The organism is Flavobacterium sp. (genome assembly GCF_965277525.1).
In the GTDB taxonomy this organism is placed as follows: Bacteria; Bacteroidota; Bacteroidia; order Flavobacteriales; family Flavobacteriaceae; genus Flavobacterium.
Map to the genome: position 1 here is coordinate 331,971 of NZ_CBDIDC010000003.1, position 20,351 is coordinate 352,321.

Annotated in this window: 11 protein-coding genes; 6 read left to right on the forward strand and 5 right to left on the reverse strand. The window is 35.3% G+C overall.

Annotation, left to right across the window (positions count from 1 at the left end; translation table 11 throughout):
* Window positions 1-12: 12 nt before the first annotated feature.
* On the reverse strand, window positions 13-6,558 hold the full coding sequence (locus tag ACQY44_RS08175) for a T9SS type B sorting domain-containing protein (protein ID WP_428229889.1): 6,546 nt from the start codon (window positions 6,556-6,558) through the stop codon (window positions 13-15).
* Window positions 6,559-6,682: 124 nt separating this feature from the next.
* Between ACQY44_RS08175 and ACQY44_RS08180 the strand changes: the two genes are divergently transcribed.
* Window positions 6,683-8,887 carry a B12-binding domain-containing radical SAM protein gene (locus tag ACQY44_RS08180; RefSeq protein ID WP_428229890.1) on the forward strand — a complete coding sequence of 735 codons (2,205 nt, stop codon included), beginning with the start codon at window positions 6,683-6,685 and terminating at the stop codon, window positions 8,885-8,887.
* Between the two features lies 1 nt (window position 8,888).
* Here the strand turns inward: ACQY44_RS08180 and ACQY44_RS08185 are convergent, their stop codons facing one another.
* The 3 genes from ACQY44_RS08185 to ACQY44_RS08195 form a co-directional block, all read right to left on the reverse strand.
* On the reverse strand, window positions 8,889-9,653 hold the full coding sequence (locus tag ACQY44_RS08185) for an MBL fold metallo-hydrolase (RefSeq protein WP_428229891.1): 765 nt from the start codon (window positions 9,651-9,653) through the stop codon (window positions 8,889-8,891).
* Between the two features lie 115 nt (window positions 9,654-9,768).
* On the reverse strand, window positions 9,769-10,452 hold the full coding sequence (locus ACQY44_RS08190) for a response regulator transcription factor (RefSeq protein WP_428229892.1): 684 nt from the start codon (window positions 10,450-10,452) through the stop codon (window positions 9,769-9,771).
* Window positions 10,449-11,711, reverse strand: a complete 1,263-nt coding sequence (locus tag ACQY44_RS08195; RefSeq protein ID WP_428229893.1) for a sensor histidine kinase — start codon at window positions 11,709-11,711, stop codon at window positions 10,449-10,451. The genes ACQY44_RS08190 and ACQY44_RS08195 overlap by 4 nt, the downstream gene beginning before the upstream one ends.
* A 159-nt stretch (window positions 11,712-11,870) precedes the next feature.
* Here ACQY44_RS08195 and ACQY44_RS08200 point away from each other — a divergent pair, with 159 nt between their 5' ends.
* Window positions 11,871-12,287: a DUF1573 domain-containing protein gene (locus ACQY44_RS08200; protein ID WP_428229894.1), complete on the forward strand. Its 417-nt coding sequence runs from the start codon at window positions 11,871-11,873 to the stop codon at window positions 12,285-12,287.
* Between the two features lie 187 nt (window positions 12,288-12,474).
* Window positions 12,475-14,055 (forward strand): L,D-transpeptidase family protein, encoded by a 1,581-nt coding sequence (locus tag ACQY44_RS08205; protein WP_428229895.1) that lies wholly within the window; start codon window positions 12,475-12,477, stop codon window positions 14,053-14,055.
* Between the two features lie 123 nt (window positions 14,056-14,178).
* On the opposite strand, the gene ACQY44_RS08210 is transcribed toward ACQY44_RS08205, so the two are convergent.
* Window positions 14,179-14,685: a C40 family peptidase gene (locus ACQY44_RS08210; protein WP_428229896.1), complete on the reverse strand. Its 507-nt coding sequence runs from the start codon at window positions 14,683-14,685 to the stop codon at window positions 14,179-14,181.
* A 219-nt stretch (window positions 14,686-14,904) separates the two neighbouring features.
* On the opposite strand from ACQY44_RS08210, the gene ACQY44_RS08215 reads away from it, so the two are divergent.
* The 3 genes from ACQY44_RS08215 (at window position 14,905) to bglX (ending at window position 20,179) form a co-directional block, all read left to right on the forward strand.
* Complete coding sequence (locus tag ACQY44_RS08215) at window positions 14,905-15,999, forward strand: GDSL-type esterase/lipase family protein (RefSeq protein WP_428229897.1); 1,095 nt, start codon at window positions 14,905-14,907, stop codon at window positions 15,997-15,999.
* Window positions 15,989-17,368: a sialate O-acetylesterase gene (locus ACQY44_RS08220; RefSeq protein WP_428229898.1), complete on the forward strand. Its 1,380-nt coding sequence runs from the start codon at window positions 15,989-15,991 to the stop codon at window positions 17,366-17,368. Before ACQY44_RS08215 ends, ACQY44_RS08220 begins: the two co-directional genes overlap by 11 nt.
* A 513-nt stretch (window positions 17,369-17,881) precedes the next feature.
* Window positions 17,882-20,179, forward strand: a complete 2,298-nt coding sequence (bglX, locus tag ACQY44_RS08225; RefSeq protein ID WP_428229899.1) for a beta-glucosidase BglX — start codon at window positions 17,882-17,884, stop codon at window positions 20,177-20,179.
* Window positions 20,180-20,351: the final 172 nt, after the last annotated feature.

A 20,351-nucleotide genomic window follows, 5' to 3' on the forward strand; every position in this document is an offset into this window, starting at 1 on the left:
GCGGTTATTTTTTTATCTCTTTAGACTAAAATGACCCCTATATTCTTTTCCGTTTAATCTTGTGGCAGTAAACCAATAATCTGATGCAGGTTCCTGACTGCCCAGATAATTTCCATCCCACGGGTTATTGGAAGTTAATTCTTTGATGAATTTTCCGTAACGATCAAATATTTTTATTCCTGTGTTAGGTTTCAAATAAGCAAAGTTTATTATCCAGGTATCATTATAGCCATCGTTATTTGGTGTAAAGAATTTAGGAAAAGGTAATTCATCTACAAAATTAATGCAATCTCCAACTGTTGCGCCCAGTACATTTATGTCAACTGGAATTCTGTCACTTTCACAGCTATTAATAGTTTGTGAAGCATAATAAGTAATTCCATTTTCGAGAGTTGTTGCTTCAGACAATGTGGTATTTGAAGATGTACTTTGATACCATTTTATATTTTGTCCTATAATGTTGATGCTTTTTATTACGGCATTTTGTTGTATGCAGAATGTCTGTGGCGTGTCTGCCATCGGAATTTGTGTATCCTGAATTTTTACTGTGACAGCAAATCGCGGGCTTTCACAGTTGTTTAATGTTTGAGTTGCATAGTAAATGCTGTTTTGTAATAAAGTTGTTTCGGGTAAAATGACTCCATTTGTTGCAGAATCGTACCATTTAATATCGGTTCCTGTTAAATTTAGATTTTCTAAAGTTGCAATTTCATCGATACAAAAATTTTGAATTTTTGAGCCTGTTGGTGATGATGTAAAATTTGTAAATGGATTGATCGTAACTGTGGTTGCATTTGAAATACAACCGTTATTATTTTTGACCTTAATAAAATAGGTGTTAGGGTCAAGATTTGATTTCATAGCAGTTGTAGTCCAGCTAACACCATTATCGAAACTATATTCTGGTGCAGCGTCGGTAATTGTAATAGTACCTTTAAGATTATTACAATCCGGCTGGGAAATTATAAAAGCAGGATTACTCGGATAATCCGTTGGAGCATTAATGGTTGTAGGCAATGTTGCAGACTCGCAGCCAATACTATTTTTAACACGAACCATATAGATTCCGGCTATTAAATTTCCTGAATTAGGATTGGATGAATAATTTTCACCATTGTCAAAACTATATTGATCAGCTGTACTTGTAATTAAAATCGAGCCAAATGGATTGCTGCAAGTAATAGGCTGGGTAACATTTAAAGTTGGAGTTGAAGGAGCATTTGGCGGTACATTGATGGTTGCTTTGTACGCAATAGATTGGCAGCCATTTGTGTATTTTATTCGGATGAAATAATTTCCGGGAGATAAATTGGCAGTATTGCTGGTATCCCATGTAAGACCATCGTCAAAACTATATAGATTCGCAACCGTAGAAACCATAATATTGCCTAAGGCAGAATTACAACCCAATGGATTTGTGACTACCACTTGCGGTGCTTCAGGAATTACAGGTGCAGCTTGTATAGTGACCGGTGCAGCCAGAGAAATACAACCCGAATTATATTTAATCATCAAATTATAAGTTCCTGCAGAAAGATTAGATTTTGTATTGGATGCCCCAAACGTGATTCCGTTATCAAAACTATAAAAATCGGCAGCAGTATTAATTGAAATTGATCCTGTAAAATTGGTGCAATTGGGTTGAGTCGCTGTAAAGGAAGGAGCTGAAAGCGCTGATAATGGTGAAATCGTAACTGAAGCAGCATCTGAAACACAACCCGCTAAATTTTTAATCTTTATGAAATAAATACCTGGCGAAAGATCTGTTTTTGTATTAGAAAAAACGTAGGTTAATCCGTTGTCATAACTATAAGTTGCTGCATTTGTTGTAATGGTAATAGAACCTTTTGATGAGCTGCAACTTGGCTGAGTACTAGTAAAAGCTGGAGATGCAATTGTAGTGCCAGAACTCAAATTGACAACAGTGGTTGCTGATTCACAACTATATGAATTTGTTTTGATTTTAATAATATATGTACCTGCCCCTACATTTATTTTCGTAGGACTTGTTGTCCAACTGTTTCCATCATTGAAACTATAACTTATGGCCGATGTTGTTATGGTTATACTTCCATCAGTGGCACTACAGGAAGAAGGTTGAACTATCTTTACAGCGGGCGCAGCAGGAATTGACGGAGGAGTATTTATATAAATATAATTGCCTGAAGACGTACAACCCAGAGTGTTTTTTATTACTACAGTGTATGAGCCGCCAGCTAAATTTTTCTTTACAGGATTTGTAGTCCAGGTTATTCCTCCATCAAAACTATATTGATCTGCGGCAGAATTTACTATTATAGATCCGGTAGGAGTACTGCATGTGGGTTGAATAGTAGATACATTTGGTGATGAAAGGTAATATTTGTTTATGTATGTATATTGTGAATTTGATTTACAACCTTTTGCATTTTTAATAAGGATATTATAAGACGAACTCGCAGGATTTAATAAAATTGGATTTGTAGTCCAGGTATTGCCCCCATCAAAACTATAATAATCAGCAGGAGTTGTAACGGTAATACTTCCCCCATTTCCGCAGCTGGGCTGTACTACTTTTATATTTGGATTTGGAAGATAATAAGGATTGATTGATATTGATAAACCAGAAGATTTACAACCTGCTGCATTTTTTATTATAATACTGTAATAACCAGAAGTAAGTCCTGAAAGAACCGGGTTAGTTGTCCAGGTATTGCCATTATCAAAGCTATAAGAACTTGCAACTGTTGCAATAGTAATACTTCCGTTGATACCACAGGTTGGTTGGATTAATGTAAAATCCGGATTAGGTAAATAATCCTGTTGTAGGTAAGCGTATGTACCGTAGGGGTAAGATGTGCACCCAGAAGCATTTTTTATTAATAAATTATAAGAGTTTGGACTTAGGTTAGTAAATACGGGATTACTACTCCAGGTTGTACCTCCATTTATACTGTATTGTACTCCAGTTGAAGTAAAGGTTATGCTTCCGCCAACTCCACAAGTAGGTTGTGTTGTTTTAAAAGTAGGAACTGGAAGATAGAATTCTTGAAGTGATACAGAGTTTGAGTTAGAAACACAACCTTGAGCATTTTTGATCATTGGGTAATAATATCCTGCTGAAAGGTCTGAAAAAACAGGATTTGTCACCCAATTGGTACCGTCAATACTATAAAAGCTTGCAGTAGTATTAATTTTAATACTGCCCTTTGTTCCACATCCTGGCTGAGTGGTGGTTAAATTGGGCTGTGCTAACTTCGAGGGATCCATATAAATGGAAATGTAATTGGATGTACAATTATCTTTTTTTATCATTAAATAGTAGGATCCCTGACTTAAATTATTAAAAACATTACTTGTACTCCAGGTTGTACCATAATCGATACTGTAATAATCTGCAGTAGTTTTGAATGTAATATTGCCAATATTTCCACAACTTGGATTGGTAGCTGTATAATCTGGATCTGGAAGCCTTGCGTTATTAATTGAAACACTTACAGAGTTAGAAACACATCCTAAATTGTTTTTTATTGCAATGTTGTAATATCCATAAGAAGTAAGATTTGATAAGGTAGGAGAAGTTCCCCAAGTATAGCCTCCATCAAAACTATAGAAACTAGCAGTTGTATTTATTGTAATACTGCCCGAGGATGTACAAGTGGGCTGAACAACTGTATAATCGGGTATATTTATATTTGGATTATTTAAATAAATAGTATTTGGATAAGACATACAGCCAAGATTGTTTTTTATAATTACGGTATAAATACCAGGAGGTAATGATTTAGAATTGAGAGTTGTCCAAGTTACACCATTGTCAAAACTATAAAAATCGGATAATGAGTTGACGGTGATTTTTCCGTTTACACCACAAGTTGGCTGTTCCTGGGTAATAATTGGCGCATTCAAATAAGGCTGAGATAAATAAACATACGCAGCAGCACTGATACATCCCGCACTGTTTTTTGTTTTTATTTGATAGGTTCCGAAAGGTAAAACTTTAACATTATTACTAGTCCATGTTGTACCATTATCAAAACTATACGAATCTCCTACTGTAGTAATAGTAATACTGCCATCTGTTCCGCAAACAGGTTGTTCAGATGTATATTGAGGATATGAATTTTCGTAATTATTTAAATAAGCATAAGTATAGAAAGAAGTACAGCCTAAAGCATTTTTAATTCCTAAAGAATAGCTTCCTGCATTTAAATTACTCATTGTATTGTTTGTAACCCACGTAGTTCCTCCGTCAAAAGTGTAAAAATCCGAAAGAGTATTAATGGTAATACTTCCTTTTGCAGTACAATCAGGCGATACGGTTGTATAAGTTGGGGTTTCTAGCGTATTACTGCTAATAAGTACATTGTTTGCTGACGATATACAACCTTGTAAATCTTTGATACGAATTTTATAATTTGCAGGTAAAAGATTGGTAGCCGTAGAGTTATTTCCCCAGGTATTACCATCATCAAAACTATAGTATACAGCTGGAGTTGTAATGGTAATACTACCGGTATCTCCGCAAAATAAAGGATTGGTATAAGTGTAATTTGGATACAAAGTAGAAGCAGCTGTAATAATTACACTTTGAGAATAGGAGGTACATCCATTTACGGTCTTTATTTTTACTTGATAAGTTCCGGGATATAAATTACTCTTTGTGTTGCTTGCACCCCAGGTTAAGCCATCATCAAAACTATATTGTGATGCCGCCGAGGTTATTTTTATTGTTCCTGTGGAGACAAAACAAGAAGGTTGTGTAATCTGTAAGATAGGAGAAACGGCAGTTTGGCTTGGTTCGATAGTAACACTTGCATTGCTGGTGCATCCAAAAAAATCTGTGACAGTAACAGAATAATCCCCTAACGAAGTTATCGTAATACTTTGCGTAGTTTCTCCAGTATTCCATAAATACGAAGACCCTGGAGAAGCAGTTAATACAGTGCTTCCGGAACAAACATTTAGGATACCTGTAATATTTGCAGTGGGATTTCTTACCTCTAGATTTGCAGAAATTATTTTATAACAAATCGCATCCCTGCTCACCCTTACAAAAACAGAAGCACTTGAACTTGGGTAACTTGTAAAATTGGTGATAGCATTTAAGTTGGAATCTGCCTCGTTATAATTTTTGAAATAACTAAAATTTAAACCCGCTGTAGAAGCAACCACTAAAGAATTTAATGTAGACAAATCAAAATTTTCACTCCCGTCACGGTTTGCATCACATTGAGATATTGTGGCGGTCGTTACATTAATGTTACAACTTGAAGAGCAATTCAAAAAAGAAATATCCCAGCCAGGATTTGCATCTGGATCTATGGCAGAATTAAATGTGGTTCCTGCGCAGGAACTTCCGGAAATGTCATAATCTATTTGTACGCCTACATTATAATTAGCATTTGTAATATTTGGAAAATCACTGGTTTTTAATGTAAAACAAAATTTTTTATTTGTTGTGTCTAAACTTGAAGTAGTTGAGGTACTGTAAACTGACACGTTATTGCTGTTGTAAACATTTAAAGTGATTTTTTTTACTGAGGCAGAAATTCCTCCAGAATTAGGAATCGTATAACTGCCGCAAACTGAAATCGGCAAAGTTGGACAAACTTTATACAAAGGATCTAGTTCTATAGAGCCTTGCAGATTTTCTGCGGAATGTAGGGTACAAACATCATCAATATACATATACCCGAAATGTCCGCCCAATCCACATCTTGAAGCCATAAATTCAACGGTAAATTCTTCATTATTAGGAATGGATGAAATGTCCAATAATCCTGATTGCCAATTGGTAGTATATAAAGTAACAAAATCAGAAGTTTGGCTAGGAACCTTGCTGAAAATGCAATTTTTTTCATCTCCTACCAAACAAAATTCACTAACAACGGTCTTGTTTTTATCTAAAATCCGTGCTTTTACAAAAGCTTGATTATCAGTATGGCTATTGTCATATACACTTTGTAATACCGCTTTGTAGTTAAATTTTAGATAATTTTCATTATTTGTTTTATACCTTTTGCCCTGAACAATAGAGCCATAAGTGGAGGAGTTCTCATAATTAATTTTAAGAGCATATTGATCAAATGCTTTAATGTCTCCTATATATGGGTCAACCAAATTGGCAGAAACACCGGTTGCCATAATGTTCATATTATTAGGATTAAAGCGATTGATGTATGAGTCGGCAGTATTGGTGATCGATTGGCATTGTGTAGGTCCGGGAGGATCGCCTATTGTGCAAAGAAAATTCTTAAGGTAGCTGTTTCCGTTTATAGTTTCATATTGCTCAAAACCTCCGTTAGTGCACATTTCTACTCCTTGAAGAGTAGCGGCTGTTTTTGAAGTTAAATTTCCATCTTTTGAATTTAAAATTACTTTTTTTAAATTCAGTATTTCCGCCTTCATCTTTTCTTCCCTAATTTTCAAAAATTGTTTTTGTTGTTCCAAATTTTGAATGAGATGCCCATTTTTATCTTCTAATAAAAAATTATTGGACGAATTAGGATTAATTTCTTGCGCAAAAACACAAGTACATTTGATAAAAACAATAAATAAGAGTAAAATTTTCTTCATATAGGATATTTAGCGGCGAAGCAAATGTAATTAATTATCTACAAAAGAAAACTAAAATCAGAACTTGAATCTTTTCCTGAAAAGTCTCTAAATATCCCGTATTTTTGCAAAAAAATATCTTGCCTTGAAAACCAAACTTTTTGTCGTTACGCCGCCTTTTACCCAACTGAATACTCCGTATCCGGCGACAGCGTATATAAAAGGATTTCTGAATACCAAAAATATCGAATCAGTTCAGGCGGATTTGGGTATTGATGTGATTTTGGAATTGTTTTCGAAAAAAGGATTGATTGATTTGTTTCAGGTTTCAAGTTCAAAGTTTCAAGTTTCAGGTTCTGAAACATCTGATAATTCCAAACGTATTTTTGCTTTACAGGACGAATACATCAAAACGATTGATGCTGTAATTCAGTTTTTGCAGGGAAAAAATCCAACATTGGCTTTGCAAATTTGTCAGGAAGATTTTCTGCCCGAAGCTTCTCGTTTTGCGCAATTAGAAGAACTCGACTGGGCTTTTGGAACCATGGGAACCCAGGATAAAGCAAAACATTTAGCGACTCTGTATCTTGAAGATATATCCGATTATATTGTAGAATGCGTCGATGAAAATTTTGGCTTTAGCCGATATGCCGAACGTTTGGGACGAAGTGCCAATTCGTTTGATGAATTGTACGAAGCTTTACAGCAGGAACCAACTTATATAGATGCGATTCTAATTTCTATTTTAAAAGCGAAGATTGAAACGATTCAACCTACATTTTTTCTGATTTCCGTTCCCTTTCCGGGGAATTTATATAGCGCTTTTCGTTGTGCACAATGGATCAAACAACATCATCCCGAAATTAAGATTTCGATGGGGGGTGGTTTCCCCAATACAGAATTGCGTTCCCTTTCGGATGCCCGTGTTTTTGAGTTTTTTGATTTTATTACTTTAGATGATGGTGAAGTTCCGATAGAAGAATTAATATTCAATCTCAAAAATCCAAATTACAATTCCTATAAAAGAACCTTTCTTTTAGAAAATGGAAAAGTAGTTTACAAAAATAATTCCTTAAAACACGACTATAAACAAGCTTACGTAGGAACACCTGATTATTCTGATTTATCTTTGGATAAATACATTTCGGTAATCGAAATCGTAAATCCGATGCATAGAATGTGGAGCGACGGACGTTGGAATAAACTTACTATGGCACACGGTTGTTACTGGGGAAAATGTACTTTTTGTGATATTTCATTAGATTATATCAAAGTATACGAACCTGTTGCGGCCAATTTATTATGTGACCGAATGGAAGATATGATGCTGCAAACAGGTCAGAATGGTTTTCATTTTGTTGATGAAGCAGCTCCTCCGGCTTTGATGCGTGCTTTGGCATTAGAAATTTTACGTAGAAAATTAGCCGTAACCTGGTGGACAAACATTCGATTTGAGAAAAGCTTTTCTAAAGATCTTTGTTTGTTGCTAAAAGCTTCCGGTTGTATTGCTGTTTCAGGTGGTTTAGAAGTGGCTTCTGATCGTTTATTAAAATTAATAGACAAAGGGGTAACGGTAGAACAAGTAGCAAAAGTAACCCGAAATTTTACCGAAGCCGGAATCATGGTTCATGCGTATTTGATGTACGGATATCCAACACAAACGATTCAGGAAACCGTAGATAGTCTCGAAATGGTGCGTCAGTTGTTTGAAGCGGGGATTTTACAATCCGGATTTTGGCATCAGTTTGCCATGACGGCACATAGTCCGGTTGGCTTATATCCGGAGAAATTTGGCGTAACCAAAACAACTGAAGCCATTGGAACCTTTGCCAACAATGATATTGATTATACAGATTCAACAGGAATCAATCACGATAAGTTTAGTTTCGGGTTAAAGAAATCGCTCTTTAATTTCATGCACGGAATTTGTTTTGATTATGAATTGCAAGATTGGTTTGATTTTAAAATTCCAAAAACAAAAATAGATCCTGATTTTATTTTTAATGCGCTTGAAGAAGGAAATGACTTCAATACAAAACCAAATGCAAAAGTAGTCTGGTTAGGAGGAAAGCCTTTTACGGAACATTTTACAAAATCGAAAAAAGGAAGATCCTGGGAAATGATGACTTTTACTTTTCATGATAAAAAAGAAAGTTTCAACATTCAGACCAATAAGGAAGAAGGCGAATGGCTGATCGAAATTTTAACCAAAATCACGATTTCAAATACTAAGAATTATACTTTTCAGGAAGTAAAAGCTGACTTTGAATCCAATTTAGATGATTTTGAATTGTTTTGGTATTCAAAACCAATCAATACGTTGCGTGAATTTGGATTATTGGTTTTATAAATCAATATTCAACACTGTTTCCGTCATTTGGAATGGCAACTTTATCCAGGAGATTATGTTCAGAAAGCGCTAATTTTAATTCTGATCTCTTGGTTGGACAATGATTTAACGCTTCTAAATGATTGGCGAAAACTTTCCCTGGTGCCAATGCCGCAAACTTCAAAATATCATTCATACGCATTAATAAGGGCTGACCAATATCTAATCGGGCCGTTCCACAGGCAACTGTAGCAATGTCCGGTTTAAATTCAATTAAAACTTTTTGAACGTGTTCTGTAAAAATCGTATCAGAACTGACATAAATCGATTTTTGGTTGGGTAATTCAATATAAAAACCCATCACATTGCCCATCAGTTTTGCAATAAATCCGTAACCGTGAATGGCGGGAATGCCTGTAATTTTACCTCCTAAAAATTCTTGTGGTTCCCAGTAATTTAAACTTTGAATGATGTTTAATCCTCTTTTTGTCAAAGCATTTTCATCTTTAATGCTGCAAACTACAGGAATACTTTTTCGTCTTAGAAAAATTTCACCAGCTTTATCAATATGATCAGTATGTAAATGTGTGATCAGGCAAATGGTGACTCTGCTGAGAATATCTCTGCTATTTTTTGGTAAAGCTACAAGTGGGTTTCTTTTAGGTTTATAACGAAAGAGGGTAAAAGGCGGAATTGTTTTTCTCTTTCCTAACATAGGATCAACCAATATAACATCGGTTTCAGTTTCGATAACTAAAGTAGCATTGCGTAAGTGATGTAATTTCATATCGAGGGAAATTTATATCTTAAAATTACAAAAGTTTTTAAAACTTATTTTACAGATTTTTTTTAATTTGTTGCAAATAAGAAATGCACAATTGTATTTCGATTACCACTACAAACTACATCGTAAATCGAAATCCAATTCCATGAAGGTTTTCTATGGCAATCCCTGTTTCGTTAATCAGAATTTTACGCAGACGCGAAATAAAAACATCCAGGCTTCGTCCCATAAAATAATCATCGGTTCCCCAGAGCGAGGTTAAAATCTGTTCTCTTTTTAAAACCAAATTCTTATTGTCGAGAAACAATTTTAGTAAATCCGCTTCGCGTTGGGTAAGGCTGATTTTTTCATTTTCATTAAAAAGAATAAAATTATTTGTGTCAAACTGATACTTTCCAATTTCATAAACAGATTTGTCTACGGGAGTATTTTTCTGAGAACGCTTGAGGAAAATCTCAATTTTCAAAAGCAATTCTTCGATACTAAAAGGTTTTACCAAATAATCATCGGCCCCTAATCGCAATCCTTTAATGCGATCTTCTTTTAAAGTCTTAGCCGAAAGGAAAATAATCGGAATATCAGTATTCATTTTTCTGATTTCAGTTGCCAATTCAAAACCATCCATTTTGGGCATCATGATATCGAAGATGCAAATGTCAAAATTTTCTTTTTTAAAAGTCTCTAAACCCAGTTTTCCGTCGCAGCAATGCACTACTTCATAGTTGTTTTGTTCCAGATTATCTTTGGTTAGAAAAGCCAATGTTTCATCGTCTTCGGTATAAAGTATTTTGAATTGTTTCATTTTTTATAAGGAATTGATAAAGTTATAGTCATGCCGTTTGTTGAATTATTTGCGGCTTTTATTTTCCAATTGTGCAAGTGGCAAATCTCTTTTACGTAATACAAGCCAAGCCCAAAGCCCGCTACTTCATTGCTTTTTTCATTTTTTGCCCGATAGAATTTATCAAAGATAAAAGAAATATTTTTTGGAGAAATTCCAATTCCGTTATCGATAAAAGCCAATTTTAGGCAAGTATTTTCTATTGCAATCGTAATGGTAATTTCGGGTTTGTCATTGCAGTATTTTACGGCATTATCCAGTAAATTATAAACCAAATTAGTAAAATGAAAAACATCTGTTTCTATTTGATATTCATTAGAAAGTGTTTCAATTCTAATACTCGCTTCCGGATACTTTAACTGAATGTTTTCGATTGTTTCCTCAATGACCGGAACAATTAGAGTCGTTTCTTTTTTTAATTCTAAAGGAGCAGAATCTGATTTGGCAATATTTAAAATCTTCTCAATATGGTTGTTCAGCTTATAACTTTGATTGATAATAATATTGGTATAAGTGTGCAGTTTTTTATCTTCTTTAATTGGAGTTTGTTCACTTAGATATTTCGAAGCAATTAAAATAGAAGATAACGGGGTTTTGAATTCATGCGTCATGTTATTAATAAAATCCCGTTGTAATTCAGAGTATTTTTTTTGTTGTAAAAGCGTAAAAATCGAATACACATAAATCAATAAAATAAGAATTAAAGCAATCGAAAGTATAAACCAAAATCGCATCGAACTAAATAGATAGGAAGTTTCATTAGGAAAACGAATCGCAAAATAATATACGAGATTCTTGTGTTTCGGAAAATGTACGGATTGTTTTCCTCTGCCCTTTTCAGACAACGAAATGTAATTGCCATAGATCATTTCATCACTCTGGCAATTGTACATCGCATATTCAAAATCAGTCGTAATATTCATTTTTTTGAATTCCGTTTTTAGGTAAAATTCTAAAATATCGGGTTCAAAATCATTGTCGATGTTTACGATATAATAATCGTTGGCAATTTTTTGCACCGGGTTTTGTGCCGGCAATTCATGATTGGTGCCTTTATATAATTTTCTGGCAACTTCCAGTAAAGCAATATGGGTTTTCTGACTTAGTTTTTTTTGTTCTAAAGTAAAAGCCTCTTTAGTCCAAAGCAATTGCGCTACCAATATGCTTATAATGGCTATAAGTCCCAGAAGAATAATACTATTGAGTTTATTTATTTTCAAGAATGCGGTTTTAGAATGTAATATTAATCAAATTTAGATTTAAAAACATCGATTAACAAGTCATTAACAAAGATTTGAAAGTGGTTAACAGCGATTAGAATTTGTCTGAATTACCTTTGTAAAACAAAATTAGAACTATAAACCATTAAATATATAACTATGAAAATGATCAAAATTTCGATGTTAGCCTTAGCCTTAAGCTTAATGTCTTTTTCAGCAATTGCACCAATACAATCTTTAACTTCTGAAGAAAAAGTGACTGAAGCCACAGCTTCGACAATTGTATGGAAAGCAGAAACTATCGATGTAGGACAAATTCCGCAAGGAACACCAAAAGCGATTGTTTACGAATTTAAAAATACAGGAAAAACATCTGTAGTCATTACAAATGTTCAGGGCTCTTGCGGTTGTACTGCAACAGATTATACAAAAGAACCAATTTTACCTGGTAAATCAGCAAAAGTTACGGCAACTTACAATGCTGCCAATAAAGGTGGTTTTACAAAAACAGTTACTGTTACTACAAGTGCAGAAACGACTCCTAAAGTACTTACTTTAAAAGGAACAGTAATCTAAAAATAAAGGTTGGTTATAAAGTGAAAACTCCAGTTAAGTCATGTTTACTGGAGTTTTTTTATGCATTATATTTAAGGAAATTAGAACTTGCTTTTGATTTTTTTTAAGGCTTGTAAAGTCAATATTAATTTTTGTAGAAATACTTTGTTTTCACTAAAACTTTTTTATTTTTATTAAAAAAATTATTATGAAAACTTTGTATCCACTTATTGCTGCTGTCCTTCTTTTTTCTGCGATTTCTTGTAATAAGAAGGCTGAAAAGAAAGAAGAAGAATTGAAAAAGACAACAGAAAAAGTGGTGCCTGAGCTTAAAATCTCAATTGATAGTACCGGTATTACTGCTTTTTATCAAACTTATCCTAAACTGGTTAAATTTCAGGATCAGGTTTTGGCTTTGTATAAGAAAAACCATTCTACTCAATTATGGCTGGATAATAAAGGTGTAGTAGAGTTTGCAAATACATTATTTAATAAATACAAAGGATTAGATGAGGAAGGTTTGAAAGCCAATTTTCCTTACAACGATAAGATCAGTGCTGTTTTTGAACATACTCCTGAAAACAAATTATCTCAAGTGGATACAGATCTGATGATTACGAATTTATATTTTTACTATGTTCAGAAAGTTTCCGGTGTAGACGAAAAAACGACCAAATCATTAGAATGGCTTTTACCGCGAAAAAAAGTCAATTACCAGGTATTTTCAGATTCTATTTATAAAAAATCTACTATTAGTGATGATAAAAAGAGCAAAATGTTCAGCCAATATTACAAGCTTCGTGATGCCCTTCATCAATATAGGGAAATTGAAAAAAAAGGAGGCTGGAAAGCAATTGAAGTTGGAGACGACTTTAAAAGTTTAAAAAAAGGAGATTCCGTTACGGCAATAGGTCAGATAAGAGAACGATTATTTATAACCGGTGATCTTAAAGAAGATACTAAAAGTAATGTATGCGATTCGACTTTGATTACCGCCATCAAAAACTTCGAATCACATCACGGATTAACACCAAAAAATACAATATTGCCCGAGCATATTGCCGAATTGAACATTCCTGTTTCGGACAGGATCAAAACGATTATCGTCAATATGGAACGTTGCCGATGGATTGATCCTGAACTCGAAAAAGGCAAAGAATATATAGAAGTTAACATTCCGGAATTTAAATTGTACCTGATCCGTGATCACGAAATTGCTTTTGTATCACCGGTTGTTGTTGGTAAAGCCATGACCCAGACGGTTATTTTTAGCGGAATGATGAATAATATTGTTTTTAGCCCTTATTGGAATGTTCCCACAAGTATCATCAATAAGGAGATCAAGCCCGGAATGGCAAAAAACAAAAATTATTTGGCTCAGAAAAATCTGGAATGGAATAATGGAGCCGTTCGTCAGTTACCGGGAAAAAACAACTCGCTTGGTCTGGTGAAGTTTTTGTTTCCAAATTCGAATAATATCTATTTACATGATACGCCTGCAAAAAGTTTGTTCGAGAGAGAAAACAGGGCTTTTAGTCATGGTTGTGTTCGCGTTGGGAAACCCAGAGATTTGGCTATTGAACTTTTAAAACAAGATCCAAGCATGACTCCCGAGAGAATTGATAAAGCCATGCATGCAGGTAAAGAAAGCTGGTATACGCTAAAAAAGAAAATACCGGTTTATATTGGATATTTTACCGCCTGGGTAGATCGAGATGGAAATCTGAATTTCTATAAAGATGTATATAAAAGAGATGAAAGTCTGATCAAACTACTTACAGAACAATAAAAATAAAAGAGAGTTTGCCACGAATTACACTAATTTTTGCGAATTATTTTTTTAGCATTTGCATTAAAAATTAGTGTAATTGCTTGGTCTGTTTGCTCTCGCTCGGGTTGTGGCAAAAAACTTTTATCTAGGTAACACATCAACACACTTATAAAAGCGTTTGCTGTAATGATCAGAATCTAAATCGCTAATGGTTACGCTGCCGGCTTTTCCGGAAGAAGCATGAATAAATTTTGAATGCATACCATTGGCCTCGCAAATAATACCTACATGCCCCACAATAGTTTTGTTCCTGTAACCGTAAAAAACTAGAACATCCCCAACTTTAAAATCTTCTGCTTTCTTTGCCGTACCTAAATTTTTATACCCATTTGAACTTCTGGGTACAATAACATCAAAATGCTTAAAAATATAATTGACAAAACCTGAGCAATCAAATCCTTTGGGGGTATTTCCTGCATATGAGTAAGGTGTACCTAAATATTGTTTAGAGTAGGAAATAATAGCATCACGATCTATGTTGGTTTGTATTTTTTCGATTGGAGAACTAAAAGACTTGTTTTCTTTTGTTAAAGTAAAAGAAGAGCATAAAAGACTGCTTGCAAAGGCTATATAAAGAATAGATTTCATCTTTAAAAGAAATTATAAGGTTTAATTGATAAAAATAGACTGTTGCTTCTGAATATCAAAGACATGTTATGCAAAAACAACTATTGACAGGCAATAAGAACGGAAGATACGTCTTTTTATTTTGGTGTTTTTTTATTGCTTTTTGATGTTTTAGTATCTTTCTGTATATTAAATTTCAGATATATTTGTGAATCGTATTTATATTTTAACAAATAAATTATGTTTCTTAAAAAAATATCATTTTTAATTTCGTTTTTGTTGATTTCGGTAGTCTCGACTTCACAAAGCAAAACGAATGCTTTTCTTTATCAGGGCCGGATTGAAAAACTTTCTGATCATAAAGTTATTTTAATCGGAACGGCTTCTTCTGTTGCTTTTAATTTTACTGGAAATGAATGTTCTATTTCGTTACAAAGTGTGGATGCCTGGGAACATCATAATTATGTTTCTTTAGTTTTGGATGGAAAGTATGTTGGAAAATTGAGAATTGAAAAAGGCATGGTGCAATCTTTCCCGATAAAAATCACTTCAAATAAAAAAGAACATACTCTTGAGATTTATAAAACTACAGAAGCACACAGTGGTGGAATTCTGTTTGCAGGAACAACAGCAAAACTAACTTCTATTACTTCTAAAAAGAAAAAGAAGATTGAGTTTATAGGAGATTCTATAACCTGTGGAGCAGCAAGCGATCCGTCAGATGTTCCTTGCGATAAAGGAGAATATTTTGATCATCATAACGGATATTACGCTTACGGACCAGCGCTTTCAAGAGCAATTGGTGTCGATTATCTGATGAGTTCTGTTTCGGGAATCGGGATGTATCGCAACTGGAATGATGAGAATAAAGACGAAGCGATTATGCCGGATGTTTATCAGAATTTGTATTTAACGAAAGATGCTGCGAAACCTAAATATGATTTTGCTTTTCAACCGGATATTATCAGTATTGCATTAGGAACCAATGATTTTTCCGGAGGAGACGGTAAAAAAGAACGTTTACCATTTAATTCCGAAAAGTATATTTCGAATTATATCAACTTTATAAAAATGTTGTACCAACACAATCCGAATGCACAAATTGTGATCACTAATAGTCCGATGATAAGCGGGCAAAATGCGATCGTTTTTGAAGATTGCCTAAATAAAGTCAAAGCAGCTTTTGCATCTGATAAAGCGCATAAGCCAATTGTTATTTTCAAATTTAAGCCTATGACGCCAAAAGGTTGCTCTGGACATCCCGATGTAGCTGATCATAAGGTTTTGGCCAATGAATATGCTCCGTTTTTAAAAAAGCTCCTAAATGAAAAATAATATATTTAAGTTTGCTTTCTTTCTGTTGATTTCCGGTACTATGATGGCAAACGTTACACTTCCGAATATTTTTGGTGATAATATGGTTTTACAACGCAACTCTGAAGTGAAAATTTGGGGTTGGGCAAATCCAAAAGAAGAAATCAAATTGGTTTCGAGCTGGAACAATCAGGAATATAAGATTGTGGCGAATAATCAGGCACAATGGGAACTGCATATTAAAACACCTCAAGCCGGCGGACCTTATACCATTTCTATAAAGGGGTATAATGAAGTTATCCTGAAAAACATTCTGATTGGAGAAGTTTGGGTATGTGCCGGACAATCGAATATGGAAATGTCCGTAAGTTGGGGGATTGATAACGGAGAAGAGGAAATGAAAAAAGCTGCGAATCCCAATATTCGTTTTTTTACCGTTCCTAAATTAACGGCTACATCACCTCAAAATAATTTACTGGGAAACTGGACCGAATCGACTCCGGAAACCATGAAAAACTTTAGTGCAATTGGTTATTTTTTTGCAAGGCATCTGCAAGAAGATCTAAAAGATGTCCCAATCGGATTAATTTCTTCGAACTGGGGCGGAACGCCTGCTGAAATCTGGATGCCGGAAGAAGTGGTTCAGAACGATCCTGTTTTATTAGAAAATGCCAAAAAACTAAACGAACAGGAATATGGGCCTCGTCAGCCCGGGCGTGCTTATAATGCCATGATTTATCCTTTTGCAGGTTTTAAAATTGCCGGAACGCTCTGGTATCAGGGTGAATCGAACGTAGGTTCTTTGGTTTATGATAAAACGTTATCGGCTTTGATTACGTCCTGGCGAAAAGTATGGCAAGACGAATTTCCTTTTTACTTCGTTCAGATTGCACCTTATAAAACAGGAAGTAATAACTTCTCGAATGTTACTGTGAGAGATTCTCAACGAAAAATCCTGAATGAAGTCCCTAAAACCGGAATGGTGGTGATTAGTGATATTTCAGACACAATTGATATTCATCCTAAGAATAAAAAAGATGTTGGGATTCGTTTGGCAAACCTGGCTTTAGCGGATACTTATAAAATTAATTCAGGTTTGGTGAATAGCCCGCTTTTTAAAAATATTAAAATCGATAAAAATAAAGTAACCGTTTCGTTTGATGATTCTGAAGGATTGTATTTCAAAAATAAAACTTCGAATCAGTTTGAAGTGGCTGGAGCCGATGGTATTTTTTATCCGGCAGAAGCTTCGATAAAAAATAATCAGGTGATTTTGGTGAGTAAAAAAGTTTCAAATCCGTCAAAAGTGAGATTTGCATGGGGAAATACAATACAATCGGATTTGTTTAATAAAGCGAATTTACCGGCTTCTTGTTTTATTACGGAATAATTAGATTTAGATTTTAGTCGCAAAGCCCCGGAATAGATTTTAGAACTTTTGCCTACGGGTTTGCTTCGCCTGTTCGATATTACTCTGGTTAGGGATTTGTTATTGGTTCTTTGTTTGCTTTTGTCTCATTTGATGTCAGGCTGAGCGGAGTCGAAGCCCCGCAAAGTTAAGACATAAAGTTTGTCATTTTGAGGAACGAGACGCGAGCGATAGCGAATAGACGAAGTAAATCAAACGCGAAACTCTGTAAAGAATGTCGTCAATCTTTTGTCGAGCGACTTGTGTTCCTGCGACTCCGCTAAGGCTGACATGCTAAAATGACAAGATTGTCGAAAAGTTCTCGTTAACCGTTTGCGCGAGGGATAGAAGCGAAAAGGCCACAGCCTGACGAAGGAAGTGCGAGGACTTGCAGCGCATAGCCCGACCCGCCGCGGCCAAACACGCCCAAATTATGAAACTTAAGAACTTAATGTCTTAGAAGCTTAGCGCCTTTAGAAATAAACTATCTAACCAATGAAAAATAAAAAAATAATAACGATTGGGGTTTTTGCCCTGTTTACTGTTGGAAATATGAATGCACAAAAAAAGCCGTATCTGGATAAAAATAAAACCATTGAGCAACGTATCGATTTGCTTTTGCCGTTGATGACTTTAGAGGAAAAAGTAGGTCAAATGAACCAATACAACGGATTTTGGGATGTTACGGGACCGGCTCCAAAAGGAGGAACTGCGGAACTGAAATACGAACATTTACGAAAAGGCTGGGTGGGTTCCATGCTAACGGTTCGTGGCGTGAAGGAAGTTCATGCCGTACAGAAAATTGCGGTAGAAGAAACGCGTTTGGGAATTCCGCTGATTATTGGTTTTGATGTCATTCACGGTTATAAAACGTTAAGTCCGATTCCGTTGGCAGAAGCAGCAAGTTGGGATTTGGAGGCAATTAAGAGATCGGCTGCCATTGCGGCTGATGAAGCTTCGGCATCCGGAATTAACTGGACTTTTGGACCGAATGTCGATGTTGCAAATGATGCACGTTGGGGGCGTGTGATGGAAGGTGCGGGCGAAGATCCGTATCTGGGAAGCAAAATTGCGATTGCAAGAGTACACGGTTTTCAGGGAGAAACCATTGCCGATCTTACGAAAGTAAATACGATTGCCGCGTGTGCAAAACACTTTGCAGCTTACGGTTATGTAGAGGCCGGACTGGAATATAATATTGTAGATATGAGCAATTCTAAATTATACAATTCGGTTTTGCCGCCTTTTAAGGCCACTGTTGATGCCGGAGTCCGTACATTTATGAATTCGTTTAATACACTGAATGGTGTTCCTGCGACTGGAAATGTTTTCCTGCAAAGAGATATCCTGAAAGGAAAATGGAAGTTTGATGGTTTTGTAGTTTCAGATTATGCCTCGATTCGCGAAATGATTGCCCACGGTTACGCAAAAGATGAAGCTGATGCTACTGCAAAAGCTGTAATTGCAGGTTCTGATATGGATATGGAATCGTATTTGTATGTCGCAAAATTGGTTGGTTTAGTCAAAGAAGGAAAGGTAAAAGAAGCTCTGGTTGATGATGCCGTTCGCAGAATTCTTCGTGTAAAATTTGAATTGGGATTATTTGATGATCCGTACAAATATTGTGATGAGAAACGGGAGAAAGCAGTTGTTGGAAGTAAAGCCAATAATGACGGTGTTCTGGATATGGCGAAAAAGTCAATTGTATTGCTGAAGAATGAGAAAAATCTTTTACCACTAAAAAAATCCGGTCAGAAGATTGCTTTGATTGGTGCTTTGGCAAACGATAAAAATAGTCCTTTGGGAAGCTGGAGGATTGCATCGGATAATAATACTGCAGTTTCGGTTTTAGAAGGAATGCAGCAATACAAAGACAATCAGTTGATGTTTGAAAAAGGCGCTGACTTAACGGTGGGAAAAATATCTTTTTTAGATGAGGTTATTTTTAATACGACTGATAAAAGCGGATTTGAAGCTGCAAAAACAGCGGCTAAAAAGGCAGATGTCGTGGTAATGGTTTTAGGAGAACACGGCTTTCAGAGTGGGGAAGGGCGCAGTAGAACTGATCTTAATTTGCCTGGTGTACAACAGGAATTATTAGAAGAAATTTATAAAGTAAATCCGAATATTGTTTTGGTTTTAAACAACGGCCGCCCATTAAGTATTCCTTGGGCTGCGGAACATGTTCCGGCAATTGTAGAAGCCTGGCATTTGGGAACTCAAACCGGAAATGCGGTGGCTCAGGTTCTGTATGGCGATTATAACCCAAGTGGGAAATTGCCAATGTCTTTTCCTAGAAATGTGGGACAAGTGCCTATTTACTATAACAAATACAGTACAGGAAGACCAATTGACAGTGATAAGAACGTTTTTTGGTCGCATTATACAGATGTGGAGAAAACGCCTCAGTTTCCGTTTGGATTTGGTTTGAGCTACACAAAATTTGATTATAAAAATCTGAAAGTAAACAAACCTACTTTTGCAAAAGGAGAAAATGTACCAGTTTCAGTTGAAGTTACTAATTCAGGAAATTATGACGGAAAAGAAGTGGTGCAATTGTATCTTCATGATGAGTATGCCAGCATTATCCGGCCCGTTAAAGAATTGAAAGGTTTTGAACTGGTGAATCTGAAAAAAGGAGAAACCAAAACGATAACTTTTACTTTAACAGATAAGGAGCTTGGCTTTTATGATAATGACGGGGATTATTTGACAGAGCCGGGAACTTTTAAAATTATGGTTGGAGGAAGTTCTGATAAAGGATTGGAGAGTCGTTTTGAAATAAAAGAATAGAAGTTTTTGCCACAAAGGCGCAAAGTTTTTTTCGCCACGAATTCACGAATGAATGGTTTAAAAATTCGTGAATTCGTGGCCATTTCTATTTTTGTATAGCTTCTGGCTTCAGCCACGGGAATAAGGTTGAAATATAAAAGGGCTCTGGCCTAACTGGTTTTTTTGTAAGTTA

Bases quoted from the DNA above. Each gene is read 5' to 3' on its own strand.
- ACQY44_RS08175 (WP_428229889.1), bottom strand. From the start codon at position 6,558: ATGAAGAAAATTTTACTCTTATTTATTGTTTTTATCAAATGTACTTGT.
- ACQY44_RS08185 (WP_428229891.1), bottom strand. From the start codon at position 9,653: ATGAAATTACATCACTTACGCAATGCTACTTTAGTTATCGAAACTGAA.
- ACQY44_RS08190 (WP_428229892.1), bottom strand. From the start codon at position 10,452: ATGAAACAATTCAAAATACTTTATACCGAAGACGATGAAACATTGGCT.
- ACQY44_RS08200 (WP_428229894.1), top strand. From the start codon at position 11,871: ATGAAAATGATCAAAATTTCGATGTTAGCCTTAGCCTTAAGCTTAATG.
- ACQY44_RS08205 (WP_428229895.1), top strand. From the start codon at position 12,475: ATGAAAACTTTGTATCCACTTATTGCTGCTGTCCTTCTTTTTTCTGCG.
- ACQY44_RS08210 (WP_428229896.1), bottom strand. From the start codon at position 14,685: ATGAAATCTATTCTTTATATAGCCTTTGCAAGCAGTCTTTTATGCTCT.
- ACQY44_RS08215 (WP_428229897.1), top strand. From the start codon at position 14,905: ATGTTTCTTAAAAAAATATCATTTTTAATTTCGTTTTTGTTGATTTCG.
- ACQY44_RS08220 (WP_428229898.1), top strand. From the start codon at position 15,989: ATGAAAAATAATATATTTAAGTTTGCTTTCTTTCTGTTGATTTCCGGT.
- bglX (WP_428229899.1), top strand. From the start codon at position 17,882: ATGAAAAATAAAAAAATAATAACGATTGGGGTTTTTGCCCTGTTTACT.